We start from the raw sequence: 15065 nt of genomic DNA, 5'->3' as shown, positions 1-15065 counted from the left end.
TTGTTCTTTCAGCGGCGGTGCGTGGTCATTGGACTGTGCACGACGGATCGTCCGGCAGAGGAGTGGCCGCAGCTGCTTCGTGCTGGTACGAAGGCCGAAACGAGTCCTCGCCCTGGTAGATCCAAGTAGTCGCCGCCATCATCGGCCACCACACGAAGGGGTTGCTCACCGGCGAGGTGGGCGAGGACGAACGCGGCACTGGTCCTCGTGACGTCGCGCGTGACCCCTAGGGGCAACAGGGACCGAGTCTCGGCTATCGCTTCATCCTCACCTGCGCGCAGCATGACGCGGATATGCAGGTTCGGCGCCGTCGATTCGCGCTCGACCGCGACGACAGGTGTACCCAGCCTACGCAGCGCCTGACATAGGCGCAGTCCCACCTGCCCCATGCCGACGACAAGAACGTGTCCGGAGCGGGGCAGGGCCCGCCTCGCGCAGTCGCCGCTTCAGCGGCGGCGTGGCTGATAGCGCCAGCGTGTCCTCGCCACGCCCACGAGCCTGTGACCACAGCCTTTCCATCCGCTGGGCAGAGCCCACTGCCCGGCAGGGGAGATGCGCACCGTGGATCTCTGGCCCGCCTCTCATGAGGCGATCCCAGAGCATCGTCGCCGGGTGCCGACTGACATCAGTTGACATCCTCGTCTGACATCAACGGGACGGAATCAACCCGGACAATGCCGGATTTCTGCGGATGCCGCGCCGGTGACCGCCCTGCTCAGTGGCAGAGCTTGACCTCGTGGTCCGCGTGTCCGGCCGGTTCGAGCTGGAACGTGCAGTGCTCCACGTCGAAGTGGTCCCCGAGGCAGCCCTGGAGTTCGTGCAGCATCTTCTCGTGGCCGATGGCGTTGAGCGCCTCGGAGCTGACCACCACATGCGCGGAGAGCACCGGCATCCCGGAGGTGATGGTCCAGGCGTGCAGATCGTGGACGTCCTCGACGCCGTCGAGCGCCAGTATGTGGGCCCGTACCTCCGTCATGTCGACGCCCTTGGGCGCCGCCTCCAGCAGTACGTCGAGGGTCTCGCGGAGCAGCTTGATGGTCCGCGGCACGATCATCAGGCCGATGAGCAGCGAGGCGATCGGGTCGGCCGCCTGCCAGCCCGTCGTGAGGATCACCACGGCGGAGATCAGCACCGCGACCGAGCCCAGCGCGTCGGCGGCCACCTCCAGGAACGCCCCGCGGACGTTCAGGCTCTCCTTCTGGCCGCGCATCAGCAGGGTGAGCGAGATCATGTTCGCCACCAGGCCGATCGCGCCGAACACGATGGTCAGCCCGCCCTCGGTGGGGACCGGCTCGATGAACCGCTGGATCGCCTCGTACAGGACGTAACCGCCGACGCCGAGCAGCAGCAGACAGTTGGCGAGCGCGGCGAGGATCTCGGCGCGGGCGTACCCGAAGGTGCGGTTCCCGGTCGCCGGGCGGCTCGCGAAGTGGATCGCCAGCAGCGCCATGGCGAGCCCCACCGCGTCGGTCGCCATGTGCGCGGCGTCCGCGACGAGCGCGAGGGAGTCGGCGACCACACCGCCGACGATCTCCACCACCATCACGGTGAGCGTGATCGACAGCGCGATGCGCAGTCTGCCCCGGTACGCCGCGGTCGCCGTACGGCCGCCGTGACCGCCGTGGGCGTGTCCGTGATCGTGCCCAGCCCCCATGGAAAGCCGCCTCCTGTCATCGCTTCCGGATCACAGTGAACTACGGGTGGGGGGTATCAGGCAACGCGGCACTGAACACCGTTGTCATGTGCCTTGACCTGCGGAAACGTTCCGCAGGTCAAGGCACTCGGCCGATCATCCGCCGTGGTGCCGCTGCCACCCTCGCCAGGCCGACTCGACCATCTCTCGAACCGTGCGGGACGCGGTCCAGCCCAGCTCCTCGGCGGCCCGCGCGGCCGAGGCGACGGCCCGCGGCGCGTCCCCCGGGCGGCGCCCCTCCACCACCGGCGGCCGGGCGTCCCCGCTGACCTCGCCGATGACGTCGATCAGTTCGCGCACGGAGACGCCCTCGCCGCGGCCGATGTTGACGGTGAGGTCGCCGCTCAGGTCGGACAGGCGCCGGGCCGCCGCGAGATGGGCCTCGGCGAGGTCGGCGACATGGATGTAGTCGCGGACACAGGTGCCGTCCGGCGTCGGATAGTCGTCGCCGAAGATCCGCGGGGCCTCGCCCCGGGTCAGCCGGTCGAAGACCATCGGCACGATGTTGAACACACCCGTGTCCGCCAGCTCGGGCGCGGCCGCCCCGGCCACGTTGAAGTAGCGCAGGCAGACCGTGGAGATCCCGTGCGCCGCACCGGCGGCCCGGACCAGCCACTCGCCGGTGAGCTTGGTCTCGCCGTACGGGTTCACCGGCGCGCACGGGGTGTCCTCGGTGATGAGGTCCACATCCGGGTTGCCGTAGACCGCGGCCGAGGAGGAGAACACCAGCCGCCGCACGCCCGCCTCGGCCACCGCGTCCAGGAGCGTGGCGAGACCGCCCACGTTCTCCCGGTAGTACCGGGTCGGCTCGGCCACCGACTCGGCGACCTGCTTCCGCGCCGCGAGATGCACCACACCGGTCACCGCGTGGTCCGCCAGGACCCGCTTGAGCAGGTCGCCGTCGAGTGACGAACCCCGCACCAGCGGCACCCCGACCGGCAGCCGCTCGGGCACCCCGGCCGAGAGGTCGTCCAGCGCCAGCACCCGCTCCCCGGCCTCGCTCATGGCCCGCGCCACGTGTGCCCCGATGTAGCCGGCCCCGCCGGTGATCAGCCATGTCATGGTGGCTCACCCTATGCTCCGGCCCCGCCGCCGAAAGAAATGCGCTGAATGTCCGCTCTGGGGGCGCAGTTTGTGGGCCGGGCCCCGTTTCCCCGATGATGATCGCGGCAGTGGTGAGTGCGAACCGTGTCGATCCGGCCGTGAAACGGGCGGTGAACGCCGCGTTCCCGTTATCCGATAACCTCTGCCGACATGCCGCCCGGGTGCCGCGGACTGGGGCGCCCCACCATGTCAATGACCGGCGCCAGCGCGTCGGCACCCAGGGAGTGAGTTCGGTTGTCGACCGCCATCCTCACCGGTCAGCCGGTCCCCGGCTCGTCCATCGAGGGCGAGCTGCGCTCCCTCGGTTTCGAGGTCCGGGCCGCCGCCGACGCCGCCGAGGCGGAGACGCTGCTGGCCCAGGTGTCCGGCCAGGAGCGGGTCGCCGTGGTCGACGCCCGCTTCGTGGGCCATGTGCACGCGTTGCGCCTCGGCCTGACCGACCCGCGCTTCCCGCTCGCCGCGATCCCCGGCGCCGTGACCGCGCAGCCCGCCGCCCGGCAGGCCCTGACCCGGGCGTTGGCCCGCGAGAACTCCGGCGTCGGCACCACCCTCGTGGACAGCCTCGCCGACCGTCTCGTCGAGACCCTCGACACCGAGGTGCACCGCCCCGAGCTCGGCAGCCTGGTCGCGGAGGTCCCCGCCGACCCTCAGGCCCGCAACGAGGCCCGGCAGGCCGTCGCCGCCGTGGACGACGAGGCCATACGTCTGAAGTCGGCGGTGAAGGCCCGCGACGGCTTCTTCACCACGTACTGCATCAGCCCGTACTCCCGCTACATCGCGCGCTGGTGCGCCCGCCGGGGCCTGACCCCGAACCAGGTCACCACCGCGTCCCTGCTCACCGCGCTGATCGCGGCGGGCTGCGCGGCCACCGGCACCCGCGGCGGCTTCGTCGCCGCCGGTCTGCTGCTGCTCTTCTCCTTCGTGCTGGACTGCACCGACGGCCAGCTCGCCCGCTACTCCCTTCAGTACTCCACGCTCGGCGCCTGGCTCGACGCCACCTTCGACCGGGCCAAGGAGTACGCCTACTACGCGGGCCTCGCCCTCGGCGCGGCCCGGGGCGGCGACGACGTCTGGGCCCTGGCCCTCGGCGCGATGGTCCTCCAGACCTGCCGCCATGTCGTGGACTTCTCCTTCAACGAGGCCAACCACGACGCCACCGCCAACACCAGCCCCACGGCCGCCCTCTCCGACAAGCTCGACAGCGTCGGCTGGACGGTGTGGATGCGGCGGATGATCGTGCTGCCGATCGGCGAGCGCTGGGCGATGATCGCGGTGCTCACGGCGGTCACGACTCCGCGCATCACCTTCTACGCCCTGCTCATCGGCTGCGCCTTCGCCGCGACGTACACCACCGCGGGCCGTGTCCTGCGCTCCCTGACCCGCAAGGCACGGCGCACCGACCGGGCGGCGCAGGCGCTGGCCGACCTCGCCGACTCCGGACCGCTCGCCCAGGCCCTGGCGCAGGCGCTGGGGGACCGCGCGCGCAAGCTGCCCGGCTTCGCCGCCCCCGCCGTCGCCCTGCTCGGCGGCCTCGTGCTGGTAGCCACCGCGGTGTTCACCGACTTCGGCGGACCGTGGCCCGTGCTCGGCGCCCTGGTCTACGTCGCCACCTCGGCCCTCGCCGTCGCCCGCCCGCTCAAGGGCGCCCTCGACTGGCTGGTGCCGCCCTTCTTCCGGGCGGCCGAGTACGGCGCCGTGCTCGCGCTCGCTGCCAACGCGGAGGTGAACGGAGCCCTTCCTGCGGCTTTCGGCCTGGTGGCCGCCGTCGCCTACCATCACTACGACACGGTGTACCGCATTCGCGGCAACGCCGGAGCGCCGCCGGCCTGGCTGGTGCGCGCCGTCGGGGGGCACGAAGGACGGACCCTGCTCGTCACCGTCCTGGCCGCGGTACTCACCGCTGCGCAGTTCCCGGTCGCGCTCACGGTCCTGGCCGTGGCCGTCGCCCTCGTGGTGCTCGTCGAGAGCATCCGCTTCTGGGTGTCCGCAGGGGCGCCCGCCGTACACGATGAAGGAGAACCCGCATGATCGGCCTCGTGCTGGCGGCCGGCGCCGGACGGCGTCTGCGCCCCTACACCGACAGCCTTCCCAAGGCTCTGGTGCCGGTGGGCCCCGCGGGCATAGAGGGCGAACCCACGGTTCTCGACCTGACCCTCGCCAACTTCGCCGAGATCGGGCTGACCGAGGTCGGGATCATCGTCGGCTACCGCAAGGAAGCCGTGTACGAGCGCAGGGAGGCGCTGGAGGCCAAGTACGGCCTCAAGCTCACCCTCATCGACAACGACAAGGCCGAGGAGTGGAACAACGCCTACTCCCTGTGGTGCGGACGTGACGCCCTCAAGGACGGCGTGATCCTCGCCAACGGCGACACCGTCCACCCGGTCTCCGTCGAGCGGACGCTGCTCGCCGCCCGCGGCGACGGCAAGCGGATCATCCTCGCCCTCGACACCGTGAAGTCCCTCGCGGACGAGGAGATGAAGGTCGTCGTCGACCCCGACAAGGGCGTCACGAAGATCACCAAGCTGATGGACCCCTCCGAGGCCACCGGCGAGTACATCGGCGTCACCCTGATTGAGGGAGACGCCGCCCCCGAGCTGGCCGACGCCCTGAAGACGGTCTGGGAGACCGACCCGCAGCAGTTCTACGAGCACGGCTACCAGGAGCTCGTGAACCGCGGCTTCAAGATCGACACGGCGCCGATCGGCGACGTCCAGTGGGTGGAGATCGACAACCACGACGATCTCGCCCGCGGACGGGAGATCGCATGCCAGTACTGACCCGGCTGATCCCCTCGCCGGTCGTCGTGGACATCCGCCCGGGTGCCCTCGACGATCTGGCCTGCGTGCTCGCCGACGAGCGCGTCTCGCACTCCGGCAAGCTCGCCGTCGCCGTCAGCGGCGGCTCCGGCGCCCGGCTGCGGGAGCGGCTCGCCCCCTCGCTGCCCGGCGCCAGCTGGTACGAGGTCGGCGGCGGCACCCTCGACGACGCGGTCCGGCTGGCCGGTGCCATAAAGGCCGGCCACTACGACGCGGTCGTCGGACTCGGCGGCGGCAAGATCATCGACTGCGCCAAGTTCGCCGCGGCACGGGTCGGCCTTCCGCTGGTCGCCGTACCGACGAACCTCGCGCACGACGGACTGTGCTCGCCGGTCGCCACCCTCGACAACGACGCGGGCCGCGGCTCCTACGGCGTGCCCAACCCGATCGCGGTCGTCATCGACCTCGATGTCATCCGGGAGGCCCCGGTCCGCTTCGTGCGCGCCGGGATCGGGGACGCCGTCTCCAACATCTCCGCCATCGCGGACTGGGAGCTGGCCAACCGCGTCAAGGGTGAGAAGATCGACGGCCTGGCCGCCGCCATCGCCCGGCAGGCGGGCGAGGCGGTGCTCAGGCACCCGGGAGGCATCGGGGACACCGACTTCCTCCAGGTGCTCGCCGAGGCACTGGTCCTCAGCGGCATCGCCATGTCGGTGTCGGGCGACTCCCGCCCGTCCTCCGGCGCCTGCCACGAGATCAACCACGCGTTCGACCTGCTCTACCCCAGGCGCGCCGCCGCCCACGGCGAGCAGTGCGGACTGGGCGCGGCCTTCGCGATGTACCTGCGCGGAGCCCACGAGGAGTCGGCCTACATGGCCGAGGTGCTGCGCCGGCACGGGTTGCCGGTGCTGCCGGAGGAGATCGGCTTCAGCACGGAGGAGTTCGTCCGTGCCGTGGAGTTCGCCCCTCAGACCCGGCCCGGCCGCTACACGATCCTCGAACACCTCGACCTGAAAACCGACCAGATCAAGGACATCTACGCCGACTATGTCAAGGCCATCGGTAGCTGAACTCCGTCCGGTCGTCCACCCCGCGGGGGTGAAGGACCGGCGCAGCGGTGAGCACTGGATGGGACGCCTCTACATGCGTGAGGTGTCCCTGCGGGTCGACCGCTACCTGGTGAACACCAGGGTCACGCCCAACCAGCTCACGTACCTGATGACCGTCTTCGGCGTGCTCGCGGCCCCGGCACTGCTCGTGCCGGGGATCCCGGGCGCCGTGCTCGGCGTGGTCTGCGTGCAGATGTACCTGCTGCTGGACTGCGTCGACGGCGAGATCGCCCGCTGGAAGAAGCAGTACTCGCTCAACGGTGTCTACCTCGACCGGGTCGGCGCCTACCTCACCGACGCCGCCGTCCTCGTCGGCTTCGGGCTGCGCGCCGCCGACGTGTGGGGCAGCGGCCGGATCGACTGGCTGTGGGCCTTCCTCGGCACGCTGGCCGCGCTCGGCGCCATCCTGATCAAGGCCGAGACCGACCTGGTCGGTGTCGCCCGGCACCAGGCCGGCAAGCCGCCGGTCCAGGAGGCCGCCGCCGAGATGCGCTCCTCCGGCATGGCCCTGGCCCGCAAGGCCGCCGCCATGCTCAAGTTCCACCGCCTCATCCTCGGCATCGAGGCGTCCCTGCTGATCCTCGTGCTGGCCGTCGCCGACCAGGCCCGCGGCGACCTGTTCTACTCGCGGCTCGGCGTCGCCGTACTCGCGGGCATCGCGCTGCTCCAGACGCTGCTGCACCTGGTCTCCATCCTCGCGTCGAGCAGGCTGAAGTGAGCGCGCCCATGAAGGTCGGCGCGGTGATCATCACCATGGGCAACCGTCCCGACGAACTCCGCGCCCTCCTCGACTCGATCGCCAAGCAGGACGGCGACCGCGTCGAGGCGGTCGTCGTCGGCAACGGCTCACCCGTGCCGGACGTCCCCGAGGGCGTGCGCACGATCGAGCTGCCCGAGAACCTCGGCATCCCCGGCGGACGCAACGTCGGCATCGAGGCCTTCGGCCCCAGCGGCCGAGACGTCGACATATTGCTCTTCCTCGACGACGACGGACTCCTCGCCCAGCACGACACCGCCGAACTCTGCCGCCAGGCCTTCGCCGCCGACACCGAACTCGGCATCATCAGCTTCCGCATCGCCGACCCCGAGACCGGCGAGACCCAGCGCCGCCACGTCCCCCGGCTGCGCGCCAAGGACCCGATGCGCTCCTCCCGGGTCACCACCTTCCTCGGCGGCGCCAACGCCGTCCGCACCCGGGTCTTCGCCGAAGTCGGCGGGCTGCCGGACGAATTCTTCTACGCACACGAGGAAACCGACCTGGCATGGCGGGCCCTCGACGCGGGCTGGATGATCGACTACCGGTCCGACATGGTGCTGTACCACCCCACGACCGCCCCTTCCCGGCACGCGGTCTACCACCGCATGGTCGCCCGCAACCGGGTCTGGCTCGCCCGCCGCAACCTCCCCGCGCCGCTGGTCCCGGTGTACCTGGGCGTCTGGCTGCTGCTCACCCTGGTGCGCCGCCCCTCGCGGCCCGCGCTGAGGGCCTGGTTCGGCGGTTTCCGGGAGGGCTGGACCAGCCCGTGCGGCCCCCGCAGGCCGATGAAGTGGCGTACGGTGTGGCGGCTGACCCGGCTGGGCCGCCCTCCTGTCATCTGACAAGCTGCACTGAACGCACAGGAGGTCCACACCCAGACCTCAGGAACACGGCACGCCCGCACAGGCTGCGCATCCCGAAGACGAAAGTTTCCACCAGTGAGTGAGACAACGCACGACGGCCAGGTCGCGGTGACCGCGCCTCCGTCGCCCGACGAGGGACTCACGGCGGCCGCACTCGCCGCCAAGTACGGGCTGAGCGTGAGCGGCGCCCGCCCCTCGCTCGTCGAGTACGTCCGCCAGCTCTGGGACCGGCGTCACTTCATTCTCGCCTTCTCGCGGGCGAAGCTGACCGCCCAGTACAGCCAGGCCAAGCTCGGCCAGCTGTGGCAGGTGGCCACGCCGCTGCTCAACGCCGTCGTCTACTTCTTCATCTTCGGCCTGCTGCTCGGAGCCCGGGAGGGCATCCCGCACGACATCTATGTGCCGTTCCTGGTCACGGGTGTCTTCGTGTTCACCTTCACGCAGAGCTCCGTGCTCGCCGGGGTGCGCGCCATCTCCGGCAACCTCGGCCTGGTGCGTGCCCTGCACTTCCCGCGCGCCTCGCTGCCGATCTCGTTCTCGCTACAGCAGCTCCAGCAGCTGCTGTACTCGATGATCGTGCTGGTTGCGATCATGATCGCGTTCGGCAGCTACCCCGGTCTCTCCTGGCTGCTGGTGGTACCCGCGCTGGTCCTCCAGTTCGTGTTCAACACCGGCCTCGCGCTGATCTTCGCCCGCATGGGCAGCAAGACGCCCGACCTGGCCCAGCTGATGCCGTTCGTCCTGCGGACCTGGATGTACGCCTCGGGCGTCATGTTCAGCATCCCGGCGATGCTGGAGGACAAGGACCTGCCCGGCTGGGTCACCGAGGTCCTCCAGTGGAACCCCGCGGCGATCTACATGGACCTGATCCGCTTCGCGATGATCGACGGATACGGCTCCGAGTACCTGCCCCCGCACGTCTGGCTCTTCGCCCTCGGCTGGGCCGTGCTCGCCGGTGCGTTCGGCTTCGTCTACTTCTGGAAGGCGGAAGAGAGGTACGGCCGTGGCTGATCAGCAGCGGACGGACCCCCGTCCCACCGTCATCGCGGACGAGCTGCACATCGTCTACCGCGTCAACGGCGCCAAGAGCGGCAAGGGCAGCGCCACCGCCGCGCTCAGCCGCATCCTCAAGCGCGGCGAGGAGCGCGGGGTGCGCAAGGTGCACGCCGTGCGCGGTGTCTCCTTCACCGCCTATCGCGGTGAGGCCATCGGCCTGATCGGCTCCAACGGCTCCGGCAAGTCGACCCTGCTGCGCGCCATCGCGGGCCTGCTGCCCGCCGAGAGCGGCAAGGTCTACACCGACGGCCAGCCCTCCCTGCTCGGCGTCAACGCGGCCCTGATGAACGACCTGACCGGCGAGCGGAACGTCATCCTGGGCGGGCTCGCCATGGGCATGTCCCGCGAGCAGATCAAGGAGCGGTACCAGGAGATCGTCGACTTCTCCGGCATCAACGAGAAGGGCGACTTCATCACCCTGCCGATGCGCACGTACTCCTCCGGCATGGCGGCCCGGCTGCGCTTCTCCATCGCCGCCGCCAAGGACCATGACGTCCTCATGATCGACGAGGCCCTGGCCACCGGTGACCGCAAGTTCCAGAAGCGCTCCGAGGCCCGCATCCGGGAACTGCGCAAGGAGGCCGGCACGGTGTTCCTGGTCAGCCACAACAACAAGTCGATCCGCGACACGTGCGACCGCGTCCTGTGGCTGGAGCGGGGCGAGCTGCGCATGGACGGTCCGACGGACGAGGTCCTCAAGGAGTACGAGAAGTTCACGGGCAAGTAGTCCACCCCGGACCGGCGCACCCGGCCCAGCCCGCTTCCCGCAGCCCCGCCGGAACCCTTCCGGCGGGGCTCCGCGTCTGCAAAGGAAACGTCAACTTCGCCTGGCCTTAGGAATCTTGGGACCAATCGGTGTGTTCTTGTGATGCGCAGGACACCCCGGCGAACCACAGTGCGCTGTACAACGTAAGCTGTACCGGTCCCCAATCGCGGCAAGTGGGGCGATAATGCCCCACACCCGCTGCGGGAAGCCCGCGCGGACGGCCGGGCGGCGTGTCCGAAATAGTGTGTATTGGGTCGGCGGTGTAGAACGGGAGATGTGACGGCAATGGCTACGGAAACTCCCCAGCTCAACGCAGCACGTGCCGTCCCCGCCCCGGGCAGTCCGTGGTGACGGGAACCGGCACGCCGCACACCGGAGACACGGAGCGCGGCACGCTCGACAAGGCCGCGCACGAAAACTTCCCCGTGGCCCCCTTCTTCCTGCCCCGGGCCTGGCGCATCGACCTCATGGCCGTCTACGGCTTCGCCCGCCTGGTCGACGACATCGGCGACGGCGATCTCGCCCCCGGCGGCGCCGACGCCCGCTTCCTCGGCGTTTCGGCCACGGACGCCGACGACCGACTGCTGATGCTGGACGCCTTCGAGGCGGACCTCCGTCGCGTCTTCGACTCGACCCCCCGCCACCCCCTGCTGCGCCGCCTCCAGCCGACGGTCCGCCGCCGCGCGCTGACCCCCGAGCCCTTCCTCGGCCTGATCCAGGCCAACCGCCAGGATCAGCTCATCAGCCGCTACGAGACCTACGACGACCTGCTCGCCTACTGCGAACTGTCCGCCAACCCCGTCGGACACCTCGTCCTCGCCGTCACCGGCACCGCCACCCCCGAGCGGATCCGCCGCTCCGACGCCGTGTGCACCGCCCTCCAGATCGTCGAGCACCTCCAGGACGTCGCCGAGGACCTCGGCCGCGACCGTATCTATCTGCCCGCCGCGGACATGAAGCGCTTTCACGTCCAGGAGGCGGATCTCGCCACAAAAACCGCGAGCGCATCCGTGCGCGCACTGGTTGCATACGAAGCAGAACGCGCCCGCAGTCTCCTGAATGAAGGCGCCCCCCTTGTGGGTAGCGTCCACGGCAGGCTGAGACTGCTGCTCGCGGGGTTCGTGGCGGGGGGAAGGGCGGCGATCCGTGCGATCGCCGCCGCGGAATACGACGTACTTCCCGGCCCGCCCAAGCCCGGCAAGGTTCAGCTGCTGCGCGAGGTGGGCGTGACTCTGCGAGGAGAGGGGTGATCCGGACCGTGGAGTTCGCACCACACGCGTCCGCACCGGTACTCGCCGCCTACAGCTACTGCGAGGCCGTCACCGGACAGCAGGCCCGTAACTTCGCCTACGGCATCCGGCTGCTGCCCACGCCGAAGCGGCGCGCGATGTCGGCGTTGTACGCGTTCTCGCGCCGCGTCGACGACATCGGTGACGGCGCGCTGGCCGACGACGTCAAGATCGCCAGGCTGGAGGAGACCCGGGCGCTGCTGACCCGGGTGCGGGGCGGCGCGGTCGAGGAGGACGACACCGACCCGGTCGCGGTCGCGCTCGCCCATGCCGCCGAGGTCTTCCCGATCCCGCTCGACGGCCTGGACGAGCTGATCGACGGCGTGCTGATGGACGTACGCGGCGAGACCTACGAGACCTGGGACGACCTGAAGGCGTACTGCCGCTGTGTGGCGGGCGCCATCGGGCGGCTCTCGCTCGGCGTGTTCGGCACCGAACCCGGGGCGCGCGGCGCCGAGCGGGCGCCGGAGTACGCCGACACGCTGGGGCTCGCGCTTCAGCTCACCAACATCCTCCGGGACGTGCGCGAGGACGCCGAGGGGGGCCGCACCTACCTACCCGCCGACGACCTCGCCAAGTTCGGCTGCTCGGCCGGGTTCGCCGGGCCGACCGTGCCGGAGGGCGCCGACTTCGCGGGCCTCGTCCACTTCGAGGTGCGCCGGGCCCGCGCCCTGTTCGCCGAGGGCTACCGGCTGCTGCCGATGCTCGACCGGCGCAGCGGCGCCTGCGTCGCCGCCATGGCCGGTATCTACCGCCGGCTCCTGGACCGCATCGAGCGCGAGCCGGAGGCCGTGCTGCGCGGCCGGGTCTCACTGCCCGGACGCGAGAAGGCCTACGTCGCGGTGCGCGGTCTGTCCGGTCTGGACACCCGGCATGTGACCCGGCGGACCGTCAGGAGGCGGGCCTGATGGACAATCCGGTCCAAGGTGATGCCACCGGCGAAAAATGGCACGCAACCCTCCGCACTTCGGCGGCGTCCCTGACTGAGACGGCCGACCGTGCATCGTTCAAGCACCGCGGCGGCCGTTCGGGGGAGGACGCACGATGACCGACGGCAGGACAACCGGCGGCGACGCCGTCGTGGTCGGCGGCGGGCTGGCCGGGATCACCGCGGCGCTGGCGCTCGCCGACGCGGGAGTGCGCGTGACGCTCCTGGAGGGCAGGCCACGCCTCGGCGGGCTCGCCTTCTCCTTCCAGCGCGGCGACCTCACCGTCGACAACGGCCAGCATGTGTATCTGCGCTGCTGCACCGCCTACCGCTGGTTCCTCGACCGGATCGAGGCAAGCGCGCTGGCGCCGTTGCAGGATCGTCTCGACGTGCCCGTACTCGACCTGGCCAAGCCCGAGGGGCGGCGGCTCGGCAGGATCCAGCGCGACCCGCTGCCCGTACCGCTGCATCTGGGGCGCAGCCTCGCCACCTACCCGCACCTCTCCCTCACCGAGCGGGCCGCCGTCGGGCGTGCCGCGCTCGCGCTGAAGGCGCTCGACCTCGACGATCCGGCCCTGGACGACCAGAACTTCGGCACCTGGCTGGCCGCGCACGGTCAGTCCGAGCGTGCCGTGACGGCGCTGTGGAACCTGGTCGGGATCGCCACGCTCAACGCGGTCGCGGGCGACTCCTCGCTGGGGCTCGCCGCGATGGTGTTCAAGACCGGTCTGCTGTCCGACCCGGGCGCGGCCGACATCGGATGGGCGCATGTCCCGCTGGGCGAACTGCACGACCGGCTGGCCCGCAAGGCGCTCGACTCCGCGGGCGTGCGTACCGAGGTCCGTACACGCGTCACCTCCATCTCCACTGACGACAACGGACGTTGGGCCGTCCAGGTTCCCGGGGAGACCCTCCGGGCCGACGCGGTCGTCCTCGCCGTACCGCAGAGCGAGGCCCACGACCTGCTGCCCGACGGCGCCCTGGACGCTCCCGAACGACTGCTCAGGATCGGCACCGCGCCGATCCTGAACGTCCATGTCGTCTACGACCGCCCGGTGCTCAGCACCCCGTTCTTCGCCGCCCTCGGCACGCCGGTGCAATGGGTGTTCGACCGGACCGAGTCCTCTGGGCTCCGGGAGGGGCAGTACCTGGCCCTGTCCCAGTCGGCCGCGCACCACGACATCGACGCGCCGGTGGCCGAGCTGCGCGAGCGGTATCTGCCGGAGCTGGCCCGGCTGCTTCCGCTCGCCCGGAAGGCCGAGGTGAAGGACTTCTTCGTGACCCGGGAGCGTACAGCGACGTTCGCCCCCGCTCCGGGCGTCGGGCGGCTGCGGCCCGGCACCCGGACCCAGGCACCCGGCCTCTACCTGGCCGGAGCGTGGACCGCCACCGGGTGGCCCGCGACCATGGAGAGTGCGGTCCGCAGTGGCGTGAACGCGGCGGACGCCGCGCTCGGCGCCCTGGGCAGGCCCCGTCCCAGCCACCTCTTCGACGTAGAGGAGGCGGCCTGATGCTCGGTGAGCGCGCGGCAGGCCCCCGCACCCCCGGTACCGCAACAAGAGGAGAGACTGTGCCCACTGTGCCCCCGGCCTCGAAGGCCGCTGAGGAGACCGCGGTGGACGTGACCGCGCTCCTGGAGCGCGGCCGGACCCTGGCCACCCCGGTACTGCGGGCGGCGATCGACCGCCTGGCGCCTCCCATGGACACCGTTTCCGCCTACCACTTCGGCTGGATCGACGCCCAGGGCAGGCCCACGGCGGGCGACGGCGGCAAGGCCGTGCGCCCCGCTCTCGCCGTGCTCTCCGCCGAGGTCACCGGGGCCGCACCCGAGGTCGGCATCCCCGGCGCGGTCGCCGTCGAGCTGGTGCACAACTTCTCTCTGCTGCACGACGACCTGATGGACGGCGACGAGCAGCGCCGGCACCGCGACACGGTGTGGAAGGTGCACGGCCCCGCCCAGGCCATCCTGGTCGGCGACGCCCTGTTCGCCCTCGCCAACGAACTGCTGCTGGAGATCGGCACCGTCGAGGCCGGCCGCGCCACCCGCCGGCTGACCACCGCCACCCGGGCCCTGATCGACGGACAGGCCCAGGACATCTCCTACGAGCACCGCGACCGCGTCAGCGTCGAGGAGTGCCTGGAGATGGAGGGCAACAAGACCGGTGCCCTGCTGGCCTGCGCCAGCTCCATCGGCGCCGTGCTCGGCGGGGCGGGCGACCGCACCGCCGACACTCTGGAGAAGTACGGCTACCACCTCGGCCTCGCCTTCCAGGCCGTCGACGACCTGCTCGGCATCTGGGGCGACCCGGAGTCCACCGGCAAGCAGACCTGGAGCGATCTGCGCCAGCGCAAGAAGTCCCTGCCGGTGGTGGCCGCGCTCGCGGCGGGCGGATCCGCCTCCGAGCGGCTCGGCGAGCTGCTCGCCGCCGACGCCAAGAGCAGCGACTTCGAGAACTTCTCCGAGGCGGAGTTCGCCGCCCGCGCCGCCCTCATCGAGGAGGCCGGCGGCCGCGAGTGGACCGCCGACGAGGCCCGCCGTCAGCACACCATCGCCATCGAGGCCCTGGACGCCGTCGACATGCCCGACCGGGTACGGGCGCGGTTCGCGGCGCTCGCCGACTTCGTCGTCGTACGAAAGAGATGATCACTATCGGCCGAATAGCCCTCGCGTAGTCGCCGGCCGGTGTCGCGGGAAATCGAGCACCGGCCGACGGCGGACCCACAGCAGACGCACCACATGCACA

The 15065-nt window shown here is 70.8% G+C and carries 14 protein-coding genes; 12 read left to right on the top strand and 2 right to left on the bottom strand.

The features are described from left to right. Positions 1 to 715 precede the first annotated feature (715 nt). Together BN159_RS07800 and galE are read right to left on the bottom strand one after the other, a co-directional pair. Positions 716 to 1654: a cation diffusion facilitator family transporter gene (locus BN159_RS07800; RefSeq protein WP_015656385.1), complete on the bottom strand. Its 939-nt coding sequence runs from the start codon at positions 1652 to 1654 to the stop codon at positions 716 to 718. 135 nt (positions 1655 to 1789) lie between these two features. After that, positions 1790 to 2755 carry a UDP-glucose 4-epimerase GalE gene (gene galE, locus BN159_RS07795; protein ID WP_015656384.1) on the bottom strand — a complete coding sequence of 322 codons (966 nt, stop codon included), beginning with the start codon at positions 2753 to 2755 and terminating at the stop codon, positions 1790 to 1792. A gap of 276 nt (positions 2756 to 3031) precedes the next feature. Between galE and BN159_RS07790 the strand changes: the two genes are divergently transcribed. The 12 genes from BN159_RS07790 to BN159_RS07740 all read left to right on the top strand — a co-directional run bounded on the left by BN159_RS07790 (position 3032) and on the right by BN159_RS07740 (position 14965). After that, the gene (locus BN159_RS07790) at positions 3032 to 4825 is read left to right on the top strand and encodes a DUF5941 domain-containing protein (RefSeq protein WP_015656383.1); all 1794 of its coding nucleotides are present in this window, start codon (positions 3032 to 3034) and stop codon (positions 4823 to 4825) included. After that, positions 4822 to 5574 (top strand): phosphocholine cytidylyltransferase family protein, encoded by a 753-nt coding sequence (locus BN159_RS07785; RefSeq protein WP_015656382.1) that lies wholly within the window; start codon positions 4822 to 4824, stop codon positions 5572 to 5574. Before BN159_RS07790 ends, BN159_RS07785 begins: the two co-directional genes overlap by 4 nt. Beyond that, on the top strand, positions 5562 to 6623 hold the full coding sequence (locus tag BN159_RS07780; protein WP_015656381.1) for an iron-containing alcohol dehydrogenase family protein: 1062 nt from the start codon (positions 5562 to 5564) through the stop codon (positions 6621 to 6623). The genes BN159_RS07785 and BN159_RS07780 overlap by 13 nt, the downstream gene beginning before the upstream one ends. Then, positions 6601 to 7380: a CDP-alcohol phosphatidyltransferase family protein gene (locus BN159_RS07775; RefSeq protein ID WP_078598767.1), complete on the top strand. Its 780-nt coding sequence runs from the start codon at positions 6601 to 6603 to the stop codon at positions 7378 to 7380. The genes BN159_RS07780 and BN159_RS07775 overlap by 23 nt, the downstream gene beginning before the upstream one ends. 8 nt (positions 7381 to 7388) lie before the next feature. Beyond that, a complete protein-coding gene (locus BN159_RS07770) occupies positions 7389 to 8261 on the top strand; it encodes a glycosyltransferase family 2 protein (protein WP_015656379.1) in 873 nt (290 codons plus the stop codon). A gap of 96 nt (positions 8262 to 8357) precedes the next feature. Beyond that, positions 8358 to 9293: an ABC transporter permease gene (locus tag BN159_RS07765; RefSeq protein WP_041818938.1), complete on the top strand. Its 936-nt coding sequence runs from the start codon at positions 8358 to 8360 to the stop codon at positions 9291 to 9293. Beyond that, positions 9286 to 10065 carry an ABC transporter ATP-binding protein gene (locus tag BN159_RS07760; protein WP_015656377.1) on the top strand — a complete coding sequence of 260 codons (780 nt, stop codon included), beginning with the start codon at positions 9286 to 9288 and terminating at the stop codon, positions 10063 to 10065. Before BN159_RS07765 ends, BN159_RS07760 begins: the two co-directional genes overlap by 8 nt. Before the next feature lie 386 nt (positions 10066 to 10451). Then, positions 10452 to 11354, top strand: a complete 903-nt coding sequence (gene hpnC / locus BN159_RS07755) for a squalene synthase HpnC (RefSeq protein WP_041820983.1) — start codon at positions 10452 to 10454, stop codon at positions 11352 to 11354. Beyond that, complete coding sequence (gene hpnD, locus BN159_RS07750) at positions 11351 to 12301, top strand: presqualene diphosphate synthase HpnD (RefSeq protein ID WP_015656375.1); 951 nt, start codon at positions 11351 to 11353, stop codon at positions 12299 to 12301. The genes hpnC and hpnD overlap by 4 nt, the downstream gene beginning before the upstream one ends. Beyond that, the gene (locus BN159_RS46935; protein ID WP_015656374.1) at positions 12301 to 12441 is read left to right on the top strand and encodes a DUF6380 family protein; all 141 of its coding nucleotides are present in this window, start codon (positions 12301 to 12303) and stop codon (positions 12439 to 12441) included. The genes hpnD and BN159_RS46935 overlap by 1 nt, the downstream gene beginning before the upstream one ends. After that, a complete protein-coding gene (gene hpnE, locus BN159_RS07745) occupies positions 12438 to 13832 on the top strand; it encodes a hydroxysqualene dehydroxylase HpnE (protein WP_015656373.1) in 1395 nt (464 codons plus the stop codon). Before BN159_RS46935 ends, hpnE begins: the two co-directional genes overlap by 4 nt. Continuing rightward, positions 13832 to 14965, top strand: a complete 1134-nt coding sequence (locus tag BN159_RS07740) for a polyprenyl synthetase family protein (protein ID WP_015656372.1) — start codon at positions 13832 to 13834, stop codon at positions 14963 to 14965. Before hpnE ends, BN159_RS07740 begins: the two co-directional genes overlap by 1 nt. The last annotated feature ends 100 nt before the right edge of the window (positions 14966 to 15065 follow it).

Source organism: Streptomyces davaonensis JCM 4913 (assembly GCF_000349325.1).
Lineage (GTDB): Bacteria > Actinomycetota > Actinomycetes > Streptomycetales > Streptomycetaceae > Streptomyces > Streptomyces davaonensis.
The sequence above is the reverse complement of the archived record's forward strand: the minus strand, read 5'-3'. Positions and strand labels throughout refer to the sequence as shown.